At 55.1% G+C, this 18653-nt stretch carries 15 protein-coding genes; 8 read left to right on the top strand and 7 right to left on the bottom strand.

Features of this window, described 5'->3' with window-relative positions; all coding sequences use genetic code 11:
* Positions 1 to 19 precede the first annotated feature (19 nt).
* From hisS to CLV80_RS15155, 5 genes are all read left to right on the top strand, one after another.
* Positions 20 to 1510: a histidine--tRNA ligase gene (gene hisS, locus CLV80_RS15175; RefSeq protein ID WP_106358790.1), complete on the top strand. Its 1491-nt coding sequence runs from the start codon at positions 20 to 22 to the stop codon at positions 1508 to 1510.
* Entirely contained in the window at positions 1510 to 2583 is a 1074-nt protein-coding gene (locus CLV80_RS15170; protein WP_106358789.1) for an ATP phosphoribosyltransferase regulatory subunit, read from the top strand. Before hisS ends, CLV80_RS15170 begins: the two co-directional genes overlap by 1 nt.
* Positions 2583 to 3272 carry an ATP phosphoribosyltransferase gene (gene hisG, locus CLV80_RS15165; protein ID WP_106358788.1) on the top strand — a complete coding sequence of 230 codons (690 nt, stop codon included), beginning with the start codon at positions 2583 to 2585 and terminating at the stop codon, positions 3270 to 3272. Before CLV80_RS15170 ends, hisG begins: the two co-directional genes overlap by 1 nt.
* Before the next feature lie 74 nt (positions 3273 to 3346).
* On the top strand, positions 3347 to 3886 hold the full coding sequence (locus tag CLV80_RS15160) for a hypothetical protein (RefSeq protein WP_106358787.1): 540 nt from the start codon (positions 3347 to 3349) through the stop codon (positions 3884 to 3886).
* Between the two features lie 43 nt (positions 3887 to 3929).
* Complete coding sequence (locus CLV80_RS15155) at positions 3930 to 5318, top strand: pyridoxal phosphate-dependent decarboxylase family protein (RefSeq protein ID WP_106358786.1); 1389 nt, start codon at positions 3930 to 3932, stop codon at positions 5316 to 5318.
* Between the two features lie 3 nt (positions 5319 to 5321).
* On the opposite strand, the gene CLV80_RS15150 is transcribed toward CLV80_RS15155, so the two are convergent.
* On the bottom strand, positions 5322 to 5753 hold the full coding sequence (locus CLV80_RS15150; protein WP_106358785.1) for a DUF1489 family protein: 432 nt from the start codon (positions 5751 to 5753) through the stop codon (positions 5322 to 5324).
* Positions 5754 to 5901: 148 nt separating this feature from the next.
* Between CLV80_RS15150 and CLV80_RS15145 the strand changes: the two genes are divergently transcribed.
* Entirely contained in the window at positions 5902 to 8184 is a 2283-nt protein-coding gene (locus CLV80_RS15145; protein WP_106358784.1) for an adenosylcobalamin-dependent ribonucleoside-diphosphate reductase, read from the top strand.
* 728 nt (positions 8185 to 8912) lie between these two features.
* On the opposite strand, the gene CLV80_RS15140 is transcribed toward CLV80_RS15145, so the two are convergent.
* Positions 8913 to 10187, bottom strand: a complete 1275-nt coding sequence (locus tag CLV80_RS15140) for a ribulose-bisphosphate carboxylase large subunit family protein (RefSeq protein ID WP_106358783.1) — start codon at positions 10185 to 10187, stop codon at positions 8913 to 8915.
* Positions 10184 to 11524 carry a four-carbon acid sugar kinase family protein gene (locus CLV80_RS15135; protein ID WP_243394594.1) on the bottom strand — a complete coding sequence of 447 codons (1341 nt, stop codon included), beginning with the start codon at positions 11522 to 11524 and terminating at the stop codon, positions 10184 to 10186. The genes CLV80_RS15140 and CLV80_RS15135 overlap by 4 nt, the downstream gene beginning before the upstream one ends.
* Before the next feature lie 128 nt (positions 11525 to 11652).
* On the opposite strand from CLV80_RS15135, the gene CLV80_RS15130 reads away from it, so the two are divergent.
* Entirely contained in the window at positions 11653 to 12480 is an 828-nt protein-coding gene (locus CLV80_RS15130; RefSeq protein ID WP_106358781.1) for a phosphogluconate dehydrogenase C-terminal domain-containing protein, read from the top strand.
* 95 nt (positions 12481 to 12575) lie between these two features.
* Positions 12576 to 13292: a transcriptional regulator NanR gene (gene nanR / locus CLV80_RS15125; RefSeq protein ID WP_243394593.1), complete on the top strand. Its 717-nt coding sequence runs from the start codon at positions 12576 to 12578 to the stop codon at positions 13290 to 13292.
* Here nanR and CLV80_RS15120 read toward each other — a convergent pair.
* From CLV80_RS15120 to CLV80_RS15105, 4 genes are read right to left on the bottom strand one after another with little or no spacing between them, the layout of a single operon-like run.
* Positions 13270 to 15024 carry a D-apionate lactonase family protein gene (locus tag CLV80_RS15120; protein WP_207766599.1) on the bottom strand — a complete coding sequence of 585 codons (1755 nt, stop codon included), beginning with the start codon at positions 15022 to 15024 and terminating at the stop codon, positions 13270 to 13272. The two genes, nanR and CLV80_RS15120, sit on opposite strands and share 23 nt — an antisense overlap.
* Positions 15021 to 16037 carry a Gfo/Idh/MocA family protein gene (locus CLV80_RS15115; protein ID WP_106358779.1) on the bottom strand — a complete coding sequence of 339 codons (1017 nt, stop codon included), beginning with the start codon at positions 16035 to 16037 and terminating at the stop codon, positions 15021 to 15023. Before CLV80_RS15115 ends, CLV80_RS15120 begins: the two co-directional genes overlap by 4 nt.
* Before the next feature lie 10 nt (positions 16038 to 16047).
* On the bottom strand, positions 16048 to 17112 hold the full coding sequence (locus CLV80_RS15110; protein WP_106358778.1) for an ABC transporter permease: 1065 nt from the start codon (positions 17110 to 17112) through the stop codon (positions 16048 to 16050).
* On the bottom strand, positions 17113 to 18651 hold the full coding sequence (locus tag CLV80_RS15105; RefSeq protein WP_106358777.1) for a sugar ABC transporter ATP-binding protein: 1539 nt from the start codon (positions 18649 to 18651) through the stop codon (positions 17113 to 17115).
* Positions 18652 to 18653 lie beyond the last annotated feature (2 nt).

Below are 18653 nucleotides of genomic sequence, written 5' to 3'. Positions count from 1 at the left end.
CGCGAAGATAGGACCCAATATGGCCAAGGTTAAAAAGCAGCCCCGCCCAAAGGCGCAGACACCAAAAGGTTTCTGCGACTATTTTGGTGCAGAGGTGGCAGAACGCACCGAAATGCTGACCAAGATTGCCGGAGTCTATCATCGTTACGGCTTTGACGCGCTGGAAACATCGGCTGTTGAAACGGTCGAAGCATTGGGCAAATTTCTGCCCGACGTTGATCGCCCGAACGAAGGCGTGTTCGCGTGGGAAGAAGACAACGACTGGCTTGCCCTGCGCTATGATCTGACAGCCCCATTGGCGCGTGTCGCGGCGCAGTATCGCAATGATCTACCGTCCCCTTATCGCCGCTATGCGATGGGCCCGGTTTGGCGTAACGAAAAGCCTGGTCCGGGCCGGTTCCGTCAGTTCTATCAGTGTGATGCTGATACTGTTGGCGCGTCCAGCGTCGCAGCTGATGCTGAAATCTGCGCGATGCTGTCTGATACCCTAGAGGTCGTAGGCATTCCGCGCGGCGATTACGTTGTGCGCGTGAATAACCGCAAGGTGCTGAACGGTGTGATGGAAGTCGCGGGCGTCTTGGACCCAAGCGACCCAGATCGTTTTGCATCCGAGCGCGGCATCGTTCTGCGGGCGATTGATAAGCTGGATCGCCTTGGCGTTGATGGCGTGCGTGCGTTGCTGGGCGAAGGCCGAAAAGATGACAGTGGCGACTTTACCAAAGGTGCTGGCCTTTCTGCTGAACAGGCTGAAATCGTCATGGGCTTTATGGATGCCAAACGCGACACAGGCACGGCGACTGTCGCCCGCCTGCGCGAACTGGTGACTGGTTCCAAGGTCGGCGGTGACGGTGTTGCCGAGCTTGAGACGATAGCCGAATTGCTGGACGCTGGCGGCTACAGTTCAGACCGCATTGAGATTGACCCTTCCGTCGTGCGTGGTCTTGGCTATTACACCGGTCCGGTGTTCGAGGCTGAATTGACGTTCGAAGTCACCGATGAAAAGGGGCGTCCGCGCAACTTTGGTTCGGTGTCCGGCGGTGGTCGTTATGACGATCTTGTTAAACGCTTTACCGGCCAAGAAGTGCCTGCAACGGGCGTATCCATCGGCGTTGACCGTCTGTTGGCCGCACTGCGCGCCAAGGGTCGTTTGGACACCGTTGCTGCTGGTCCCGTCGTTGTGACAGTGATGGATCGTGCGCGTATGGCTGACTATCAGGCGATGGTGGCAGAACTGCGTAACAACGGTATACGTGCAGAGGTTTATCTGGGTAACCCCAAGAACTTTGGCAATCAGTTGAAGTATGCGGACAAGCGCAATTCGCCTGCCGCTGTGATTGCGGGTGGCGATGAATTCGACGCGGGTAAGGTCCAAATCAAGGATCTGATCCTTGGAGCAGAGATCGCCAAGAACGCCACCCTTGAGGAATGGAAAGACCGCCCGAGCCAGTACGAAGTGCCGCGCGATCAAATGGTCGCGAAATTGCGCGAGATTTTGGACAGTCAAAGCTAATGCCAAATTCACCTGAAACTCGGGCCGAGGCCCGCCGCCTGCGCGATCTGTTTGCCGCCCAAGGTGCGCAAGTGATCGAAGCGGATGTGCTGCAATCGGCAGAAACGCTGCTTGATCTTTATGGCGAAGACATTCGTGCGCGCGCTTACCTAACATCTGATCCGCTACGCGGTGAAATGGTGCTGCGCCCAGATTTTACTGTGCCAGTTGTGCAAATGCATATGGAAAGCCACGCTGACCCCGCGCGCTATGCCTATGCGGGCAAGGTGTTCCGTAAGCAAGAAAACGACGAAACCCGTGCGAATGAATACATGCAGGTCGGCTACGAGGTATTCGACGGGCAGAACCCTGCCGCCGCAGATGCCGAAGTCTTTGCCGTGATCGCCGAAGGTCTGGCTAGGCTGCCAGTACGTGCTGCGACTGGCGATATTGGCATTCTGACAGCCGCTGTGCGTGGTTTGCAGACCACTGATGCTCGCAAGGCGGCGTTGTTACGCCATATCTGGCGGCCGCATCGTTTTAAGACACTGCTCAAGCGTTATGCGGGCGGTAAGGTTCCAGCGACGCGCACTGCGTTGCTTGCGGCTGATGATCCGTTTGCAAATGCGGGTTCCGATATCGGTTTGCGCAGCCGTGCCGAAGTTGAGGCCCGGATCGCTGCATTGCGTGACGATGCAGAACAGCCACCGATTTCTTCGGATGAGGTGATGCTGATTGATGCGATTTTGGATTTGCGTGAAACGACGCCCAATGTCCTGAGCCACTTACGAGACATCGCAGTGGATATGCCGGCGATTTCGGATGCCGTCGCCCGGATGGAAGCACGCGTGAATGCATTGGATGCACGTGGCGTTGATGTCGATAACCTTGAATTTGAAGGCAGCTATGGCCGGACGTCGTTGGAATATTACGATGGGTTCGTATTCGGGTTCTACGCAACAAAACGCCCTGATCTGCCGCCAGTCGCGACAGGTGGCCGTTATGATGCGCTGACCGCCCGATTGGGCGAGGGGCGTGCGGTACCGGCGGTCGGCGGTGTGATCCGTCCTGACTTAGCCTTGGGGGGTGCGTGATGCTAAAGCTTGGTGTGCCGTCAAAAGGACGGCTAATGGAAAAGACGTTCGACTGGTTCGGAAGCCGGGGCGTGACCCTGCGCAAGTCTGGATTAGATCGCGAATACGCGGGTGCCGTCGAAGGTATCGAAGGCGTTGAACTGGTGCTTTTGTCTGCCGGTGAGATCCCACGTGAATTGGCATCTGGGAACATCCATCTTGGGGTTACGGGGTCTGACCTTGTCCGTGAAAAGCTGGCGAATTGGGACAGCCAAGTTGGTGAACTTGCACCGATGGGTTTTGGTGGTGCCGATCTGATTATCGCTGTGCCGCAGGCTTGGGTCGATGTCGATACGCTCGACGATCTAGACGCCGCCGCCGCTGCGTTTCGTGCAAAGCATGGGTTCCGTTTGCGGATTGCGACCAAATACCACCGTCTTGTCCGTGAGTTTTTACGCGAACACGGCGTTGCTGATTACCAGTTGATTGACAGCCAAGGCGCGACCGAAGGTACCGTCAAAAACGAGACTGCAGAGGCAATCGCGGATATCACCTCGACGGGCGATACGCTGCGTGCCAATGGTCTAAAAGTCCTTGATGATGGCTTGATCCACGCCTCCCAGGCGACCCTGTTTCGTGGACGTCGTAAGGACTGGACCGATGAGCAGCGTAAGACACTAAAAGCCCTGCAGACGATGTTAGCGATTTAATATGGATCGTTCTTAATTTGGTCAGGATGTATTGCTAGGGTGCTAGCATTACATTTGAATTTTGGGGCCACCTTATGAAATTCGCTTTTGCCGTTTTTACATTACTGCCAATAGCTGCGCATGCCGACACTGAATACTGGGATTACAAAGACTGGCGTGTCATAGTCGAAACCGTCGATACCGGAGAAGATACGCGTATCGACTGCACCGCGTTGACAGGTGGCGATGGCATGCCGTCTTTGCGCATTGAAGTGTCAAATGGTGACGCATTGCCGCCAGCATACTATCCCGCGCCGGCATTATACGAAACTGCGCCGCGCGGTTACGATACGCTGATGAAAGACAGGCAGCGCGTGCTGTTTGAATTTGACCCAGACAACGTGACCGAAGGTTTTGTGACCGCCGGGTTCGATGACGACGGCATTCGGTTTGCTTATGCGCAAGCACATCAAGACGATAGTCTTTGGCTGTTACAAACCATGCGTCAGGCAGGCCAGCTTTGGATCACGCTGGATGGTGAAGTCGTCTATGGCGCGTCGCTCGCTGGCTTTACCGCCGCCTACGGAAAGATCGCAGAGCAATGCGGGTTTTCGACGGCTGGGGTGATCAACTAACCAAAGGGTTGTTCCCGCCTGTGCGGTATGGCTAAGTGCTGCGATGACACATGATGAATTGTTAGAATGGTCGCGTCGCGCGGCTGAATGGGCGCTTGATTATCACAACGGATTGCGTGATCGACCTGTAAGGGCGCAAGTTGCCTATGGGGATACGGCGGCAAAGCTGCCAGCTGTCGCCCCTGACGCGCCTGAACCAATGGAACAGATTTTTGCGGACTTTGAGGCGACCGTGCCTAACGCAATCACGCATTGGCAGCACCCAAGGTTCTTTGCTTATTTCCCTGCAAATGCATCACCTGCATCAATGTTGGCCGAGCAGCTAACCAGTGCTATCGCAGCCCAAGCCATGCTTTGGCAGACTTCGCCTGCCGCGACCGAGATCGAACAGGTCATGGTCGGTTGGTTGCGTGCGGCTTTGGGGCTTTCGGATCATTTTACGGGGACGATCCATGACAGTGCGACCACTGCAACATTATCGGCGGTGCTTACCATGCGTGATCGGGCGACAGGATGGCGTTCGGTCGAAGACGGACTGTTTGGTGGACCGCGGTTGCGGATATACGCATCGGCGCAGACGCATTCGTCGGTAGATAAGGCTGCGCGCGTTGCAGGCATCGGGCAGGCCAATTTAGTCAAGGTGCCGACACGTGCCGATTATGGCATGGACCCTGATGCGCTTGATGCTGCGATCCGCGCGGACATAGCCGCAGGACATAAACCTGCCGGGGTCGTTTTGTGTACTGGCGGAACGTCGATCGGCGCATGTGATCCGATTACTGAATGTTTGGCTGTCGCAAAGCGGCACGATCTTTACACCCATGTAGACGCGGCTTGGGCTGGGTCCGCGATGATCTGCGCAGAGTTTCGCGATCTATGGGGGGGCGTTGATCGCGCTGATAGCGTTGTGTTCAATCCACACAAATGGCTGGGTGTGCAGTTTGATTGTGCGGTTCAGTTTCTTGCAGATCCCGCGCCTCAGATTAGGTCACTTGGATTACGGCCAGAGTATCTGCAGACCTTGGGGCAGGACGAGATCGTGAACTTCAACGAATGGACCGTACCATTAGGGCGACGGTTTCGTGCGTTGAAGGTTTGGTTCGTGTTGCGGGCCTATGGGTTGGATGGGCTGCGTCAGCGCATTAGAAATCATGTAGCTTGGGCAGGGGAACTGGCCGAAGCGATCAAGCAAATCGAAGGCTGTGAAATTGTGACGGGGCCAATTTTGTCACTGTTCACGTTTCAATTTGGTGATGATGCTAAGACCGAAGCTTTGCTTGAACGCATAAATGATGATGGTCGCGTATATTTGACGCAAACACGTCACGAAGGGCGGTTTGTGATCCGAGTGCAAGTAGGGCAGTTCGACTGTACCCGCGACGATGTGATGACAGTTGCAGAAGTGGTGTCACAAATTTCCAGAAATTTGTGACGTCTAACGCACACCAATATCTGCGAGTGCCCTGGATAGTTCGGGGGGCAATGCTTCTTCGTCTTGTTGCCCAGCAGTTAGGTCCTCTGGGGCATCGTCAGCGGGCAGATAGCGCCAGCCCTGAAACGCGCGGCGCGGGGTTGCAGCAACGCGGATTAAGCCGGGTTTACTGACGATAGCGCAACGGCGGATACCGTCTTCGCCAATGACTTCATCGAGGCGGATGATGGGCTGGCGGCATTGGATCACACCTTTGATCACCCAATAGATTGACCCACCGTTAAGTATTTCGGCCTCGCGCTTGGGCCACATGCGGGTTATGTGCCGGGGATACCCATCGGCAGACTGCGCGTGACGCGTGTCTTGCCATGCAGCCAATCCCGCGACATCATCAGTGCCAACAGACAGCTTTACTATATTTACGCATTTTGTCACATTTGACCCCTAGATGTGGTATCATCATCCCGATATAGACCGGTTCTCACGATTCTGAAAGTAGGGCCGCTGCCCTTGCTTTCAATCATTCACCGCTTATGCTTTGCAGCCTCGCTGCAGCCCATCAGAATCAAACAAGGATCATCCCATGACCGCTTTTGCCGCCCCGATTGCCGAACAAATCTGGGATATGAAGTACCGCTTCAAGCAGGCAGATGGAACGCCAATCGATCAAACGGTCGAAGATACATGGCGTCGTATCGCTAAATCTTTGGCTGTGGTCGAAAAAGACCCGGCGGTTTGGGAAGAAAAATTCTATGGCGCGTTGTCAGATTTTAAATATCTGCCCGCTGGCCGGATCACTGCAGGTGCAGGTACAGCGCGTTCTGTGACGCTGTTTAACTGTTTCGTCATGGGCACTGTGCCTGACAACATGGGTGGCATCTTTGACATGCTGAAAGAAGCTGCACTGACCATGCAGCAGGGCGGGGGGATCGGTTACGATTTTAGCACCATTCGCCCCAAAGGCGCATCGGTAATGGGTGTGGCTGCGGATGCCTCTGGCCCGCTGTCGTTCATGGACGTCTGGGATGCGATGTGCCGCACGATCATGTCAGCAGGTTCGCGTCGTGGTGCGATGATGGCGACCATGCGTTGCGATCACCCTGATGTCGAAGACTTCATCACGGCAAAATCAGACGCAGCCCGTCTGCGCATGTTCAACATGTCCGTACTTATTACTGATCCTTTCATGGACGCGGTTAAGGCGGACGGACCTTGGGATTTGGTGTTCAACGGAAAGACATATCGCACCGTTCAAGCCCGCGAATTGTGGGATGCCATCATGCAGTCGACCTATAATTATGCCGAACCCGGCGTGATCTTTATCGACCGCATCAATCAGATGAACAACCTGAGCTACTGCGAAACCATCGCCGCGACGAACCCATGTGGTGAGCAACCTTTGCCACCTTACGGCGCGTGTCTGCTTGGCTCGATTAATATGGCCCGCCTTGTCAGTAATCCTTTTGAAGCCGGTGCTGCGCTTGACCCGGATGCGATGACTGATCTGGTCGCGACCGCCGTGCGCATGATGGATAACGTTGTTGATACATCGCGCTTCCCGCTTGAGGCACAAGCGCAAGAGGCAGCCGCCAAGCGCCGTATCGGGCTGGGCGTCACTGGTTTGGCCGATGCGCTGCTAATGGTTGGCCTGCGCTATGGATCAGAAGAGGCGGCGCGTCAGACGGACGAATGGATGCACGCGATTGCCCGCGCCGCATATCTGGCGTCGGTGGATTTGGCGAAGGAAAAGGGTGCGTTCCCGCTGTTCGACGCTGACAAGTTCTTGGCAAGCGGCGCAATGCAGGACATGGATGATGATGTTTGTGATGCTATTCGTCAAAATGGCATACGAAATGCGCTGCTCACCTCAATCGCGCCAACCGGTACCATCAGCCTTTATGCTGGCAACGTATCATCCGGGATCGAACCCGTGTTTGCCTATGCTTATACCCGTAAGGTTCTGCAAAAAGATGGGTCGCGAACTGAGGAAGAGGTCGTCGATTACGCCGTTCAACTGTGGCGTGACCTAAAAGGCGACGCGCCTTTGCCAGACTATTTTGTGAACGCGCAGACGCTTGCGCCACTTGACCATGTACGCATGCAGGCCGCAGCGCAAAAATGGATCGACAGCTCGATCTCAAAGACGATCAACTGCCCCGAAGACATCAGCTTTGACGATTTCAAAGAGGTCTACATGGCTGCTTGGGATCAGGGCTGTAAAGGCTGCACGACCTATCGCCCGAACGATGTGACAGGTTCGGTTCTGTCCGTGTCATCCGAAGCATCGCCGTCTGAGGTTCCAGAGCAAGTGCGTGAAGGCGACGAAGGATCTGAGATCATCTATATGTCAGAGCCTCTGGACCGCCCGAACGAGCTAGAAGGTGCGACTTACAAACTGAAATGGCCAGATTCTGAGCATGCGATCTATATTACGATCAATGATCTGGTCATCGCTGGTCATCGTCGTCCGTTTGAAGTGTTTATCAACTCCAAAAACATGGAACATTTCGCGTGGACCGTGGCCCTGACCCGGATGATCAGCGCAGTATTCCGCCGCGGCGGTGATGTGTCATTCGTTGTTGAAGAATTGAAAGCGGTCTTTGATCCGCGCGGAGGTGCATGGATGCAGGGCAAATATGTACCCTCAATCCTCGCAGCGATCGGCGGCGTAATCGAAAAGCACATGATCGCAACCGGCTTTCTAGCTGGCGAAGGCATGGGGCTAAAAAGCGACCCTCAAGCTGACGTAGTGTCTTTGAATAGCAAACCACGCGGAAAGTCCTGCGGATCGTGCGGTTCTTACGACTTGCGCATGGTCGAGGGCTGCATGACCTGCGGGTCGTGTGGACATTCGAAGTGCGGCTAGTTGTGGGACACACCATTTGTCAGTGTCTTTTATTCTGACCACCAATTAGTGGCCACCGGCCGGGTCAGAATAGCCAATTTGCAAGCATAAGAAGTCTATCGGGCGGAAACGCCCGATTTTCTTGTTTTTAGCGCCTGAAGCATAATGCCCGAGGTTCGACTCTGTCCTAGGGGATATGGTTCGGAAGGAATGCCGTCCAAAACCGAATTTGAAGAAATTCCTGTCCAGTTTGGAATTCTCCAGGGCTGGGGGGTAAGTTTATTGCTGCTCGAAGAATGTGAAGCTGTTAAAGCCTGAGTGTTGGGGCGTCCGGAACAGCGTAGCTTCCATGAGATCAACGCTTTGAGTGGCACGGTCTTGTCTGCTGTCAGGCAATGAGTCGTCTCAGGGACAAGCAAACCCCGATGAGCCTTGAGCTGAGAAGATCTTTCGGGGGCGGAAACGCAAAAGGGGCGGCCAAAGGCCACCCTATTTCATCTTCGTTTTATTTCCGGCTTACAGGCTGCTTGCTGTTCGTGCGCGTAGCGCGGCCTCTATCCGCGTATAGCTTAGCTGAAATTCAGGCAGTTAGAAGCCTGCAGAGTAAACAGAATTGACGCCGCGGCCACCTTAAGAGGAGCGACGAGTATCGCGCAGGTCTTGCCATGTGTGCATTCGTATGAACTCCAACCTGGCCAGAGCACCTATCGGAGGGCGGCGTTCGAGTTATACTCATTTCGGGCTACGGCTTAGAGATCAGAAAGCGTTAGGTGGGGTTTTTGAAAGGTCTCGATCGCTTTTCTGAGCGGGGAATTGGGCTTGGCAAAATCTTCGAGTGGGATGCCCAAGCGCGCGGCTTCAGCGGCGTCTCTTAAACTTTTGACTCCGTCCGAAACGCCGCCGGGATGGCTCATTATTCCGCCGCCTGCGCAATAAATAAAGTCGTCATTGCCAAGCAACTTTCGTGCCGGATCAACTTGCCAAATGGTTTGCCCCGATGAATACACTGGCATGGCGGTATGGGCCGAACCACCATTTTTAGAAATGGGTTGTTGTACGGATCTGGCCGCGCGGGCGACGGTGTTATCGCTTTCGGTAAATTTGTTCGCGAGGCCGTTAACGTGCAGATGATCGGCCCCAGCAAGACGCCAGAGTTTCTGCATCACCCCAAAGTCGATGCCAATGTCAGGCGACCGCGAGAATATACCCCAACCTGCGCGGTGCCCGTGGATTAAGACCTTGCTTCGATCACGCACGGCGCGCAGTCCTGTCTGCCCGACAGAATTTACGCATACCATAGCGCAGGTCGCACCAGCACGGTCCATCATGTCGAGATTACGCCACATCTGGTCTATCTCGTCGGTGATGTTCACCGCATATAGAACCTTTTTTCCGGTTCGATCTGAGTGATTATTGATGACACGCATGACGGCGTTCAGGCGATCTTCGAACGGGCAGTCAGGGCCGTTGGCCTGAAGTTCATCGTCCTTTATAAAATCGATGCCCGCAGTCACGAGTGTGCTTACGAGGTCAGCGGTTTCGTCAGGCGTAAAACCGATGCTGGGTTTGATGATCGTGCCAATCAACGGCCCCTTGTCGTGGCCCATAAATGCGCGGGTTCCCTCGGCACCAAATTGCGGGCCGGGATGATCGCGGGCAAACTGCTCTGGCAAATCGACGTCAATCAATCTGATGGCTGACAGCTCTGCTAGTTCGAACAGGTTGCCCGCAAGGGTGGACATCAACGTGGGCAGGGACGTTCCAAAATTGCCGATTGGCCAACTAATGGTGACAAGGCCTCGCTCGTATTTTTCGCCTGTTTTGCGGCTTGGCAATGACGGTGTTTTCGAGGCTCCGGTTAGTGTCACGCTTTCAACGCGCGCGCCTGATCGCTCTCGCAGTTCATCGGTTTCACTGACGAGTCGAACAAAGGTGCCGGTTGACTGTTCACCTGCCAATACGGCGGCCGCGTGGGCAAGCCCCGAAGGGGTTTCGATGTCATAGGTTGCCGTAATGCGGGTCATCGTTGTCCTCCTCCGTCGCGAATCCAGCCAAAATAATCGGGGCTGCCCATCTGGCCACCCTTTAGCGCAAGCTCCAAACCATCCATCGGCCCGTCCGCGTGACCCTTGCATAACGATGCGCCTGGAATTGTCGGGGCCAGCGCTGACAGCGCGAAAATGCCAAGCTGTTTAGTGGCGTAGCCTGACGTATCCCCGCCAGAAATAACAGCGCGGCGGATGCCGCTTCTGGTCAGGATACGATCCAGAATTTCGCCCAAGGCTTGACCGATTTTTCGGTTCACTTTTGCCATGTCGGCATCCGAGTTTTTAACGGCGCCATGCAGGCTTGCAACGGCGGGATCATCGGGCCCTTCGGCGGTGAATATCAAGGGGTCGCGCCCCGCCTCAATCGCGGCAAGGGCGTCCTGCACGATGCGATCAATCTCAGCGGACAGTGCATTGGCGTCCCCGACTGCCTGTGTGGCGTCAAAGCGGACTGTTTCAAACCCGTTTGCGCGTGACCATGAAATCTGCTCGGCGGTGGTTGGTGATACTGAGCCTGACACAGCGACCATGCCATCGGCACGGCCTGCACCCTTGGGTGGGGCGGCCTGTTTCAACGCGTCCGTTTCGGTCCAGTGACGCACCAGCGCGTATTCAACACCCTGGGAGCCGACAACAAACCTGTTCGCATCGCGGCCTTCCCAGATCATCCGCCCAGCCGAGGTTTCGCTGGCGGCATCTTGGCTGTCGAGAGTGACCACTTGAACGGCATCGGGACGCGATGGCAGGCGCTTGCCTGCCCAAAGTTCTGCGTCGATCTTGTCTGATTGGGCCGCGATATGACGTGCGACATCGGATTCAGACATAGGCGTTACGGGGTGGCGTGCCATGACGGGATGTCGGTCAAGTCGGTAAACCTGATCACCAAGTCCCGCAAACAGATGGCCAAATACCTGAAATCTCTTCATCTGCGGCGCTGCGATCAGGACCGGAACCATCTGTGGTTCCGTCAAGTCTGCGCCAATTTCGATGGCCCGTCCGATTGATCCAATGTCGGGCGAAGAATCCAAGGTTGAGCAAACTTTATAATGAAGAATAGCTGGGTCAAGCGCGAGAAGCGCTGCGAACGCAGGTGTTAGGGACTCGGTGATTTCATCAGGAGAACTCGCCCGTGCGGTTGAAGCGACACCAACCGCGCGCAGATCAGGGTACTGTGCAAGCTGCGCTTGCGTGGGCACATCCAAATACAGCATCGCGGGGATGCCCGAGAAAGTAAGAACCTCCATCACTGCGGCGGCACCGGTGAAATCATCACCATACCACGCAACAAGAAATCCGTCGGGGAGAGAATTCATCTTCAGTTCCTTTTCAGGCGTCGACCATAAATCGGGCTCTTGACACTCTGGCATACTTAGTAACTTATTATACCAGTTGTCAATTCGGATATCTGAGCGACCGATTGACATAAAATTGGAGGTGTCGTGTGACAAAACTAGCTTTGTTTGGTGCGGGTGGGAAAATGGGCGTTCGGCTGTCCAGAAACCTCGCTACGTCGGAATTTGAAACGTTTCATGTCGAGGTTTCGCCACAAGGTCAGGCGAGATTGAAGGAAGAACTTGGGTTCGATTGCCAAGACCCAGATGCCGCCCTTAAGGACGTTAATGTTGTTGTTCTTGCGGTTCCGGATACGGCCATCAAACAGGTGGCTGCTTCGATCATAGACAAGGTTCCATCGGGCGCGATGATCGTGTGCCTTGATGCCGCTGCGCCCTTCGCGGGGCACCTGCCGGACCGCGATGATGTGACCTATTTCGTCAGCCACCCGTGTCACCCTCCGATCTTCAATGACGAAGAAACGATGGAAGGTCGAAAAGATTATTTTGGCGGAATTGCAGCCCAACAAGGCATTGTAAACGCACTAATGCAGGGCCCCGAGAGCGATTACGACCTTGGAGAGAGAGTCGGCAAAACCATTTTCGCTCCCGTCGCGCGGTCGCACCGTGTGACAGTTGATCAAATGGCTCTCCTTGAGCCCGGATTGTCGGAAACGGTCTGTGCGTCCCTGCTTGACGTGATGAAAGAAGCGATGGACGAGGTCGTTGCACGCGGCGTACCAAAAGAGGCCGCCCGTGATTTTCTTCTGGGCCATATGAACATTCTTGGTGCCGTCATTTTCGGAGAAATCGACGGAGTCTTTTCAGACGCTTGCAACAAGGCAATCGAATTCGGAAAACCTGTTCTGATGCGCGATGACTGGAAACGTGTATTTGAACCAGATGAGATCGCTGCAAGCATTGAAAGGATCACCTAGCCTTGCAATTCTGATCCGCTTATAGCACCAGTTGACAAGTTTCGATTTGCGGGTGCATGCAGCACCCGCACACCTAACGGATCAGGATGCGCAATATGGATGACTCTGACGGCAAAATTATCCGCATGAAATTGTCGGATCAGGTGTTTGAGCGCTTGCGGGAGCTCGTCGCGAGCGGCGAACTTGCGGCGGGCGACGTTGTCCCATCGGAACGTGTCCTGATGGAACGCTTTGGTGTTGGTCGGCCCGCGGTGCGAGAAGCCCTGCAAGCGATGCAAAGCAAGGGTCTGATTACGATCACGCACGGGGGGCGTAGCCGTGTTAACGCATTGACCGCGGGTATTGCGTTCAATCAAGTCGATGACATCGCAAAACTGTTGCTCTCCAGCGAACCGTCTAATGTCGACCACCTCAAACAGGTGCGCCATCTGCTTGAATTGGGGACGGTGCGGATTGCTGCGCAGAAGTGCCGTGCAGCAGATGCAGATGCTTTGGTGACGCTAATCGAAAAGCAGCGCGCCGATCTTGGCAATGCCGAGGCGTTTATGAAATCCGACATCGCGTTTCACACGCGTCTGGCGTTGATCACAGCGAACCCGCTGATCCATTCCATCACCGAGATGATGCTAACGTGGTTGTTTGAATACCATTCGTCGTTGCTGCTTTGGTCGGGACAGGAACAAAAGACGCTGGACGAACACGTAGCGATTGTTAACTTCTTACGCGCCAATGACGATGAGGGCGCGGTCCGCGCGATGGACGATCACCTCAATCGTGCAAACTCTAGGTTTACGTCGTCTCCGGCGCGTTAGCGGCAGTGATTGACCACGCGTAGGGGGCAAATGATTGCTGCGCTTTCGCTGTTAGGTTTGCTTTCAAATCCAAATTCCCGATGCGTGCTTCGGCGCAACCGTGGGCAACCTGCGCACTTTGGACTTTCTGTCCTGCACACTTGGCCAAGCCATTGAGTGCGGACGAAATAGGCCACTGCCCGTCGTCGCCGATCACCCCACGCGGGCCGTAAACGGCAGCAGGTGTCCAAACAGACAGTCCTACCGGCGCGAGGGCGCAGGCTAAGCCCACGGCATAAGCAGCACCAAAAATGCCGCGATGGCGCGGATCATAATGGGCCATGCAAATTCGTTCATTGTCGGGGTTCGGGATAGTGCGCGTACCGTATGGGTTTTGGCGCATGGCAATCGTTGCGGGACCGATCCGGTATTCCATATCGCCGAAAATCGCACGGGCGCTGCGGGTGATATGGGGGATCGACTCTAGGGTTTCCATCACAGAGACATCGTCGGCTGAATGCACGATTGGGCATAATCCGTGGCTTATGAAATCCAGATGTTCGAGGGGCGGTCGTTTGCGATTCAGCTCGGGGAAGAAACTCACCATGCCGCCGCCACGCGTCACGTCAGGAAACGCGTGGGATGCAGCGGTGTGGACGTCGGCCAACGGCGGGCAGTCAGGCCATTCGGATCCAGGTGGCGTGGATTGGCGATCAACTGACGGGCAGACAAGGACACTGTCTGGTGCAAAGCCAGCGTCGCGCATTTGCGCGGCCAGCATGGTCAATTCTGTGGCAGGGTCAGCGTTGAAAAGGCAGATCAATTCGAGATCGAAAACCTGATCGGGGCAGGCATGCTGCGCTGCTGCGAATGCTTCGAATTGCGCGGTTGTATCGCCAAGTTCTGCATCAAAATGACAGAGCAACCGCTGGGGATTCACAACTGCAATGTCACTGGGTTTATCGGCCAATCGCAACGCATCTTGCGCGCCAATAACCAGTGCCATTTCTGGGAAGGTGGCATTAGCTTCACCCGTTTCGACCGGCGATGCGGGACTGGTCGCGCTAGGTACCCAAGTAAGCGCAACCGATTGTGACAGGCGCGCGCCATCGGCGATTGTATAGGGCCAAGCCAAGTCTAGCGGACGGTTATACGTCTTGAAGGATGCATCACCCCATTGCCGCTGATCTTCCATCTCAAAAATGTCGCCATGAAACGCACAGCACAGCTTGGCACTGCCAACTTGATTGGTTAGGGCTGCGATATCCATAAAGGGCCGCCAAGGGTCGATCAGGTCAGGAAACGAGCTGTCCTCGCTCGATCCGTCGCTGTGTTTAACGCGGACTGGCTGACCTGCTACATCCGCGATCGGGTGCAGAACGGTGAACCCAGCACGGTTCGTTTCAAACGATCCCAACGCGTCGCCCGTTGCTGACATGACAAGACTTTCAGGGCCGACATCAATGGACACACGCACGGCCAGTTTCGCATCGTTATTGCTGAATACGGCATCATAGGTAATCCCCAAAGCCGTGTCGGTTTGGGTGATCTGTAAATTGTGGAGCGCCGGCACAAACGTGCCCCAATCGCGATCTCTGACCAGAAACGCGATGTTGCGAATGGCTTCGTGGCCCTGCAACGCGATGTGCCGCAACGCGCCGTCTTCGAGCGTGAAAGACCACGGACCAACCCCGTAGTGTTGCCCCTCAACAGGGGGCTGGTCGGTCCCGAACAGGGTAACGGCGTCACTCATACGTCTGCAAGTGACACCGTGCACCCTTGTTCTGCGGCCATATAGGCAGCTTCGACCAGTGCCAGTGTCTTGAGGTTGTCAGCGCCGGATGTTTCCGGCTGACGTCCTGAGTTGATGCAATCAACGAAGTGCTGCTGAATGGTCAGCACACTTTCTTGAATATTGTGCCACGGCTTTTGCGCCCACGGCAGAAGTGGCGGGGAGACGTCAGTTTGCGTCTCACCTTCTGTCTGCACTGTAAGCTGATACCCGGCATCAAGGCGCAATGTGCCGAGCGTGCCGTCAATTTCCAGCAAGGATTGCGGGAAGGTCTCGGGTGTTCGCTGCGTGGCATAAGAACAATCAACAACGCTCGTGGCGCCATTCTCATGGGTCAACATCATCGTCGCGACGTCTTCGCCGTTTATGTTGGGGTTTATGCGCCGTGTGGTCGCCGCGATCTGCGTGGCATCGCCAAAGAAGGCACGCGAGATGTCGAGGATATGAATCCCGAGGTCTTCGATTATGAACCGTTTGCCTTCCGCCAGATATGGCTGGCCTGAAAACACGTCGTATCCGGACCGGAAACTCACGCGGCCAAAAAAGGGCTCTCCGATGGTGCCGGATTTAACGATGTTCAAAGCTGCTTGTATGGGTGATTGCCAGCGAAAATTCTCATGCAGCATAAGGGTTTTTCCGACCGTCTGTGCAGCATTAACCATGGCGCGGGCGTCGGCCATATTTTCAGCGAAAGGTTTTTGGCAGATGATATGAACGCCCGCTTTAGCGGCTATTTCCACCAAAGCACGGTGCGATCCGACGGTGGTCGCAATATCGACGAAATCAAAACCACCCTCATCGAACATCTTCGCGGCATCGGTGTAGCGGCGTTCAACACCAAAAGCACTGCCGCTGGCGTTCAGTCGTTCTGCGTCTTGATCACACAACGCGACGATTTCAACACCGTCAATGTCGCGCCAAGCCTCTAGTTGGTTCTGTGCGAAAAACCCGCACCCGATAACTGCGCCTTTCATGGCCTCTCCCTTAGCTGTCGATTGCCGATTGTGCCTGCAGCGCAACGCGGGCCTGCACCTTTTGTTGGGCTTGGTCGATAACCACTGCTGCGATGATAACGAGGCCTTTGATAACGGTCTGCCAGAATGAGGACACGCCCATCATGACCAACCCGTCCGACAGGACGCCAATAACGAATGCACCGATGATTGTGCCACCAATACGGCCACGACCACCCGACATTGAAGTGCCCCCAAGGACCGCCGCAGCAATCGCATTAAGTTCAAATGTGTTGCCTGTGGCAGGGTGAGCAGCGACTAATTGCGACGAGATAATTAGCCCGACCAAAGCAGCGCAAAAACCAGAGAAGATATAGACAAAATACTTGGTGCGGTTGACCTTGATGCCAGACAGACCAGCGGCGCGTTCATTGCCACCTACCGCATAGATATGACGGCCGAGTGGTGTGCGCGTAGCGATGTAGGCCGCCAAAAGCCCGACAGCGATCAGCATGACAATAGACACAGGCACGCCCAGTATTTCACCGGCACCGATCCAACGGAACGTATCTGACCCGTATTCTGGATTGCCGTTCAGGTTTGGAAACGTCCGCCCGTCAGAGCTGAGCATCGCAGCCCCACGTGCAACGTAAAGCGTCCCGAGTGTGGCGATAAAGGGGGCCACATTTAGCTTGGTTATCAGGAACCCGTTAATCGCACCGATGAACACACCCACGGCAATGACAAGCAAACAAATCTCGAGCGTGTTGAACTGAATGGACCATCCTAGCCCGATATCGATACCGTTTAGCACCAGATATCCCGCCACCATGCCACACAGTCCGACAATTGAGCCGACGGACAGGTCAATGCCGCCCGACACGATGACGAAGGTCATTCCGATCGCCAAAAAGGCATTCAGCGCCACGTGCTTGGACATGATCACCATATTCGCGGTCGACAGAAAGTTCGGCGCGTTGAAGGCAAAGAAAGCAAACACCAAGATCAGGGCGATGAATGTTCGCGCCTTTAGCAAGATCAAAAGGACATCGGGGCTTGATGGCGACGATGGGGCAGAAAGTGATTGATCGGCCATTTAGACGTGCTCCTTATTGCGGCTCGAGGTGGCATGGCCAATGGCCGATGCCTCGACCAATGCGCCGTTCGTTGCTTCTTTTCGGTTGAATTCGCCGGTGACACGTCCGTTGGACATCACCAAGATGCGGTCGGACAGGGACATGACTTCGTCGAGGTCCGAGGTCACGAAAATGATCCCCAGACCATCGGCGGCGAGCTTGCGCATGACGCGAAAGACTTCGGCCTTGGCGCCAATGTCGATCCCGCGCGAGGGTTCATCCATCAGCAAGACCTTGGGGTCGGTCATCAACGCCTTTGAGATGACGACCTTTTGTTGGTTCCCACCTGAAAGTGACGAGACGGCGTGTTCCGCCGAGGCGATTTTGACAGTCATGCGTTTAACAAATTCCGCGACTGTTTGACGTTCGCGGGTCAGGCTCATGTAAAGACCGCGGGTGAATTTCTTGAGGCTCGACAGCGTCATGTTCTCGCGGATTGATAGAATTTCAACCAATCCATCATTCTTACGATCTTCTGGTATAAGTGCGAGCCCACGGCCAATACGGCCTGCGACAGTCTTTTCCTTGAGGGGAACACCGTTTACGTACATCTTGCCCCGCGCGTGCGGGTGACGGCCAATGACGCATTCGAGGAACTCGGATCGTCCCGCCCCCATAAGCCCATACACCCCAAGAATCTCGCCCTGTTTCAGGGAGAGTGAAACATCATCGACCAACAGCCCACCTGCTGGGCTGCCAAGCGAGACATGTTCGGCGCGAAACACTTCATCGCCAAACGGGTGATCAATTTCTTTGGCAAAATCCTTGCCGCTTTCACCGATCATATTGCGCACGATCCAATCGACATCGACGCCTTTCATGGATCGCGCCCCTGTAATGACGCCGTCACGCAGAACGGTGATGTAGTCCCCGATGCGGATCAACTCCTCTAGCCGGTGCGAGATATAGACGATGCCAACGCCGTTGGCCTTCAAATCTGCGATGACGCGAAACAGGATTTCCACCTCAGCAGCGGACAGTGCCGAGGTTGGCTCATCAAGGATAAGGATACGGGCGTCGTGGGCCAAAGATTTTGCGATTTCAACGATCTGTTGCTGACCGACCCGCAAATCGCCGACCAGATCGTCAGGGTCGATGTCCTGCTCAAGACGTTCCATCAATGCGCGGGTCTGTTCCCGTTGCGCGGCCTTGTCGATGTCCACGCGGCCACGGGTTTTTTCACGGGCGATGAAAATGTTCTCAGCAACAGTCAGGTTCGGGAAAAGGTTCAGTTCTTGAAAGACAATCCCGATCCCGTGGCGGCTCGCTTCTTCTGTGGTTTTGAACGTGACTGGTTTGTCGTCGATCAAAATTTTTCCACTGGTCAGCTGTTCCACGCCCGAGATGACCTTCATCATCGTTGATTTGCCAGCGCCGTTTTCCCCGACAAGGACGTTGACCGCACCCATGTGCAGGTCAAAATCCGCAGCACTCAGTGCAACTGTGCCAGGGTAGATTTTGGTGCCGTTTCGTATGGAAAGACCGATAGGGTGTTTCATCG

Origin of the sequence: Yoonia maritima (assembly GCF_003003285.1) — a bacterium.
In the GTDB taxonomy this organism is placed as follows: Bacteria; Pseudomonadota; Alphaproteobacteria; order Rhodobacterales; family Rhodobacteraceae; genus Yoonia; species Yoonia maritima.
The sequence above is the reverse complement of the archived record's forward strand: the minus strand, read 5'-3'. Positions and strand labels throughout refer to the sequence as shown.

Coding starts and splice junctions, on each gene's coding strand:
- hisS (WP_106358790.1), top strand. CDS start 20: ATGGCCAAGGTTAAAAAGCAGCCCCGCCCAAAGGCGCAGACACCAAAA.
- CLV80_RS15170 (WP_106358789.1), top strand. CDS start 1,510: ATGCCAAATTCACCTGAAACTCGGGCCGAGGCCCGCCGCCTGCGCGAT.
- hisG (WP_106358788.1), top strand. CDS start 2,583: ATGCTAAAGCTTGGTGTGCCGTCAAAAGGACGGCTAATGGAAAAGACG.
- CLV80_RS15160 (WP_106358787.1), top strand. CDS start 3,347: ATGAAATTCGCTTTTGCCGTTTTTACATTACTGCCAATAGCTGCGCAT.
- CLV80_RS15155 (WP_106358786.1), top strand. CDS start 3,930: ATGACACATGATGAATTGTTAGAATGGTCGCGTCGCGCGGCTGAATGG.
- CLV80_RS15145 (WP_106358784.1), top strand. CDS start 5,902: ATGACCGCTTTTGCCGCCCCGATTGCCGAACAAATCTGGGATATGAAG.
- CLV80_RS15140 (WP_106358783.1), bottom strand. CDS start 10,187: ATGACCCGCATTACGGCAACCTATGACATCGAAACCCCTTCGGGGCTT.
- CLV80_RS15135 (WP_243394594.1), bottom strand. CDS start 11,524: ATGAATTCTCTCCCCGACGGATTTCTTGTTGCGTGGTATGGTGATGAT.
- nanR (WP_243394593.1), top strand. CDS start 12,576: ATGGATGACTCTGACGGCAAAATTATCCGCATGAAATTGTCGGATCAG.
- CLV80_RS15120 (WP_207766599.1), bottom strand. CDS start 15,024: ATGAGTGACGCCGTTACCCTGTTCGGGACCGACCAGCCCCCTGTTGAG.
- CLV80_RS15115 (WP_106358779.1), bottom strand. CDS start 16,037: ATGAAAGGCGCAGTTATCGGGTGCGGGTTTTTCGCACAGAACCAACTA.
- CLV80_RS15110 (WP_106358778.1), bottom strand. CDS start 17,112: ATGGCCGATCAATCACTTTCTGCCCCATCGTCGCCATCAAGCCCCGAT.
- CLV80_RS15105 (WP_106358777.1), bottom strand. CDS start 18,651: ATGAAACACCCTATCGGTCTTTCCATACGAAACGGCACCAAAATCTAC.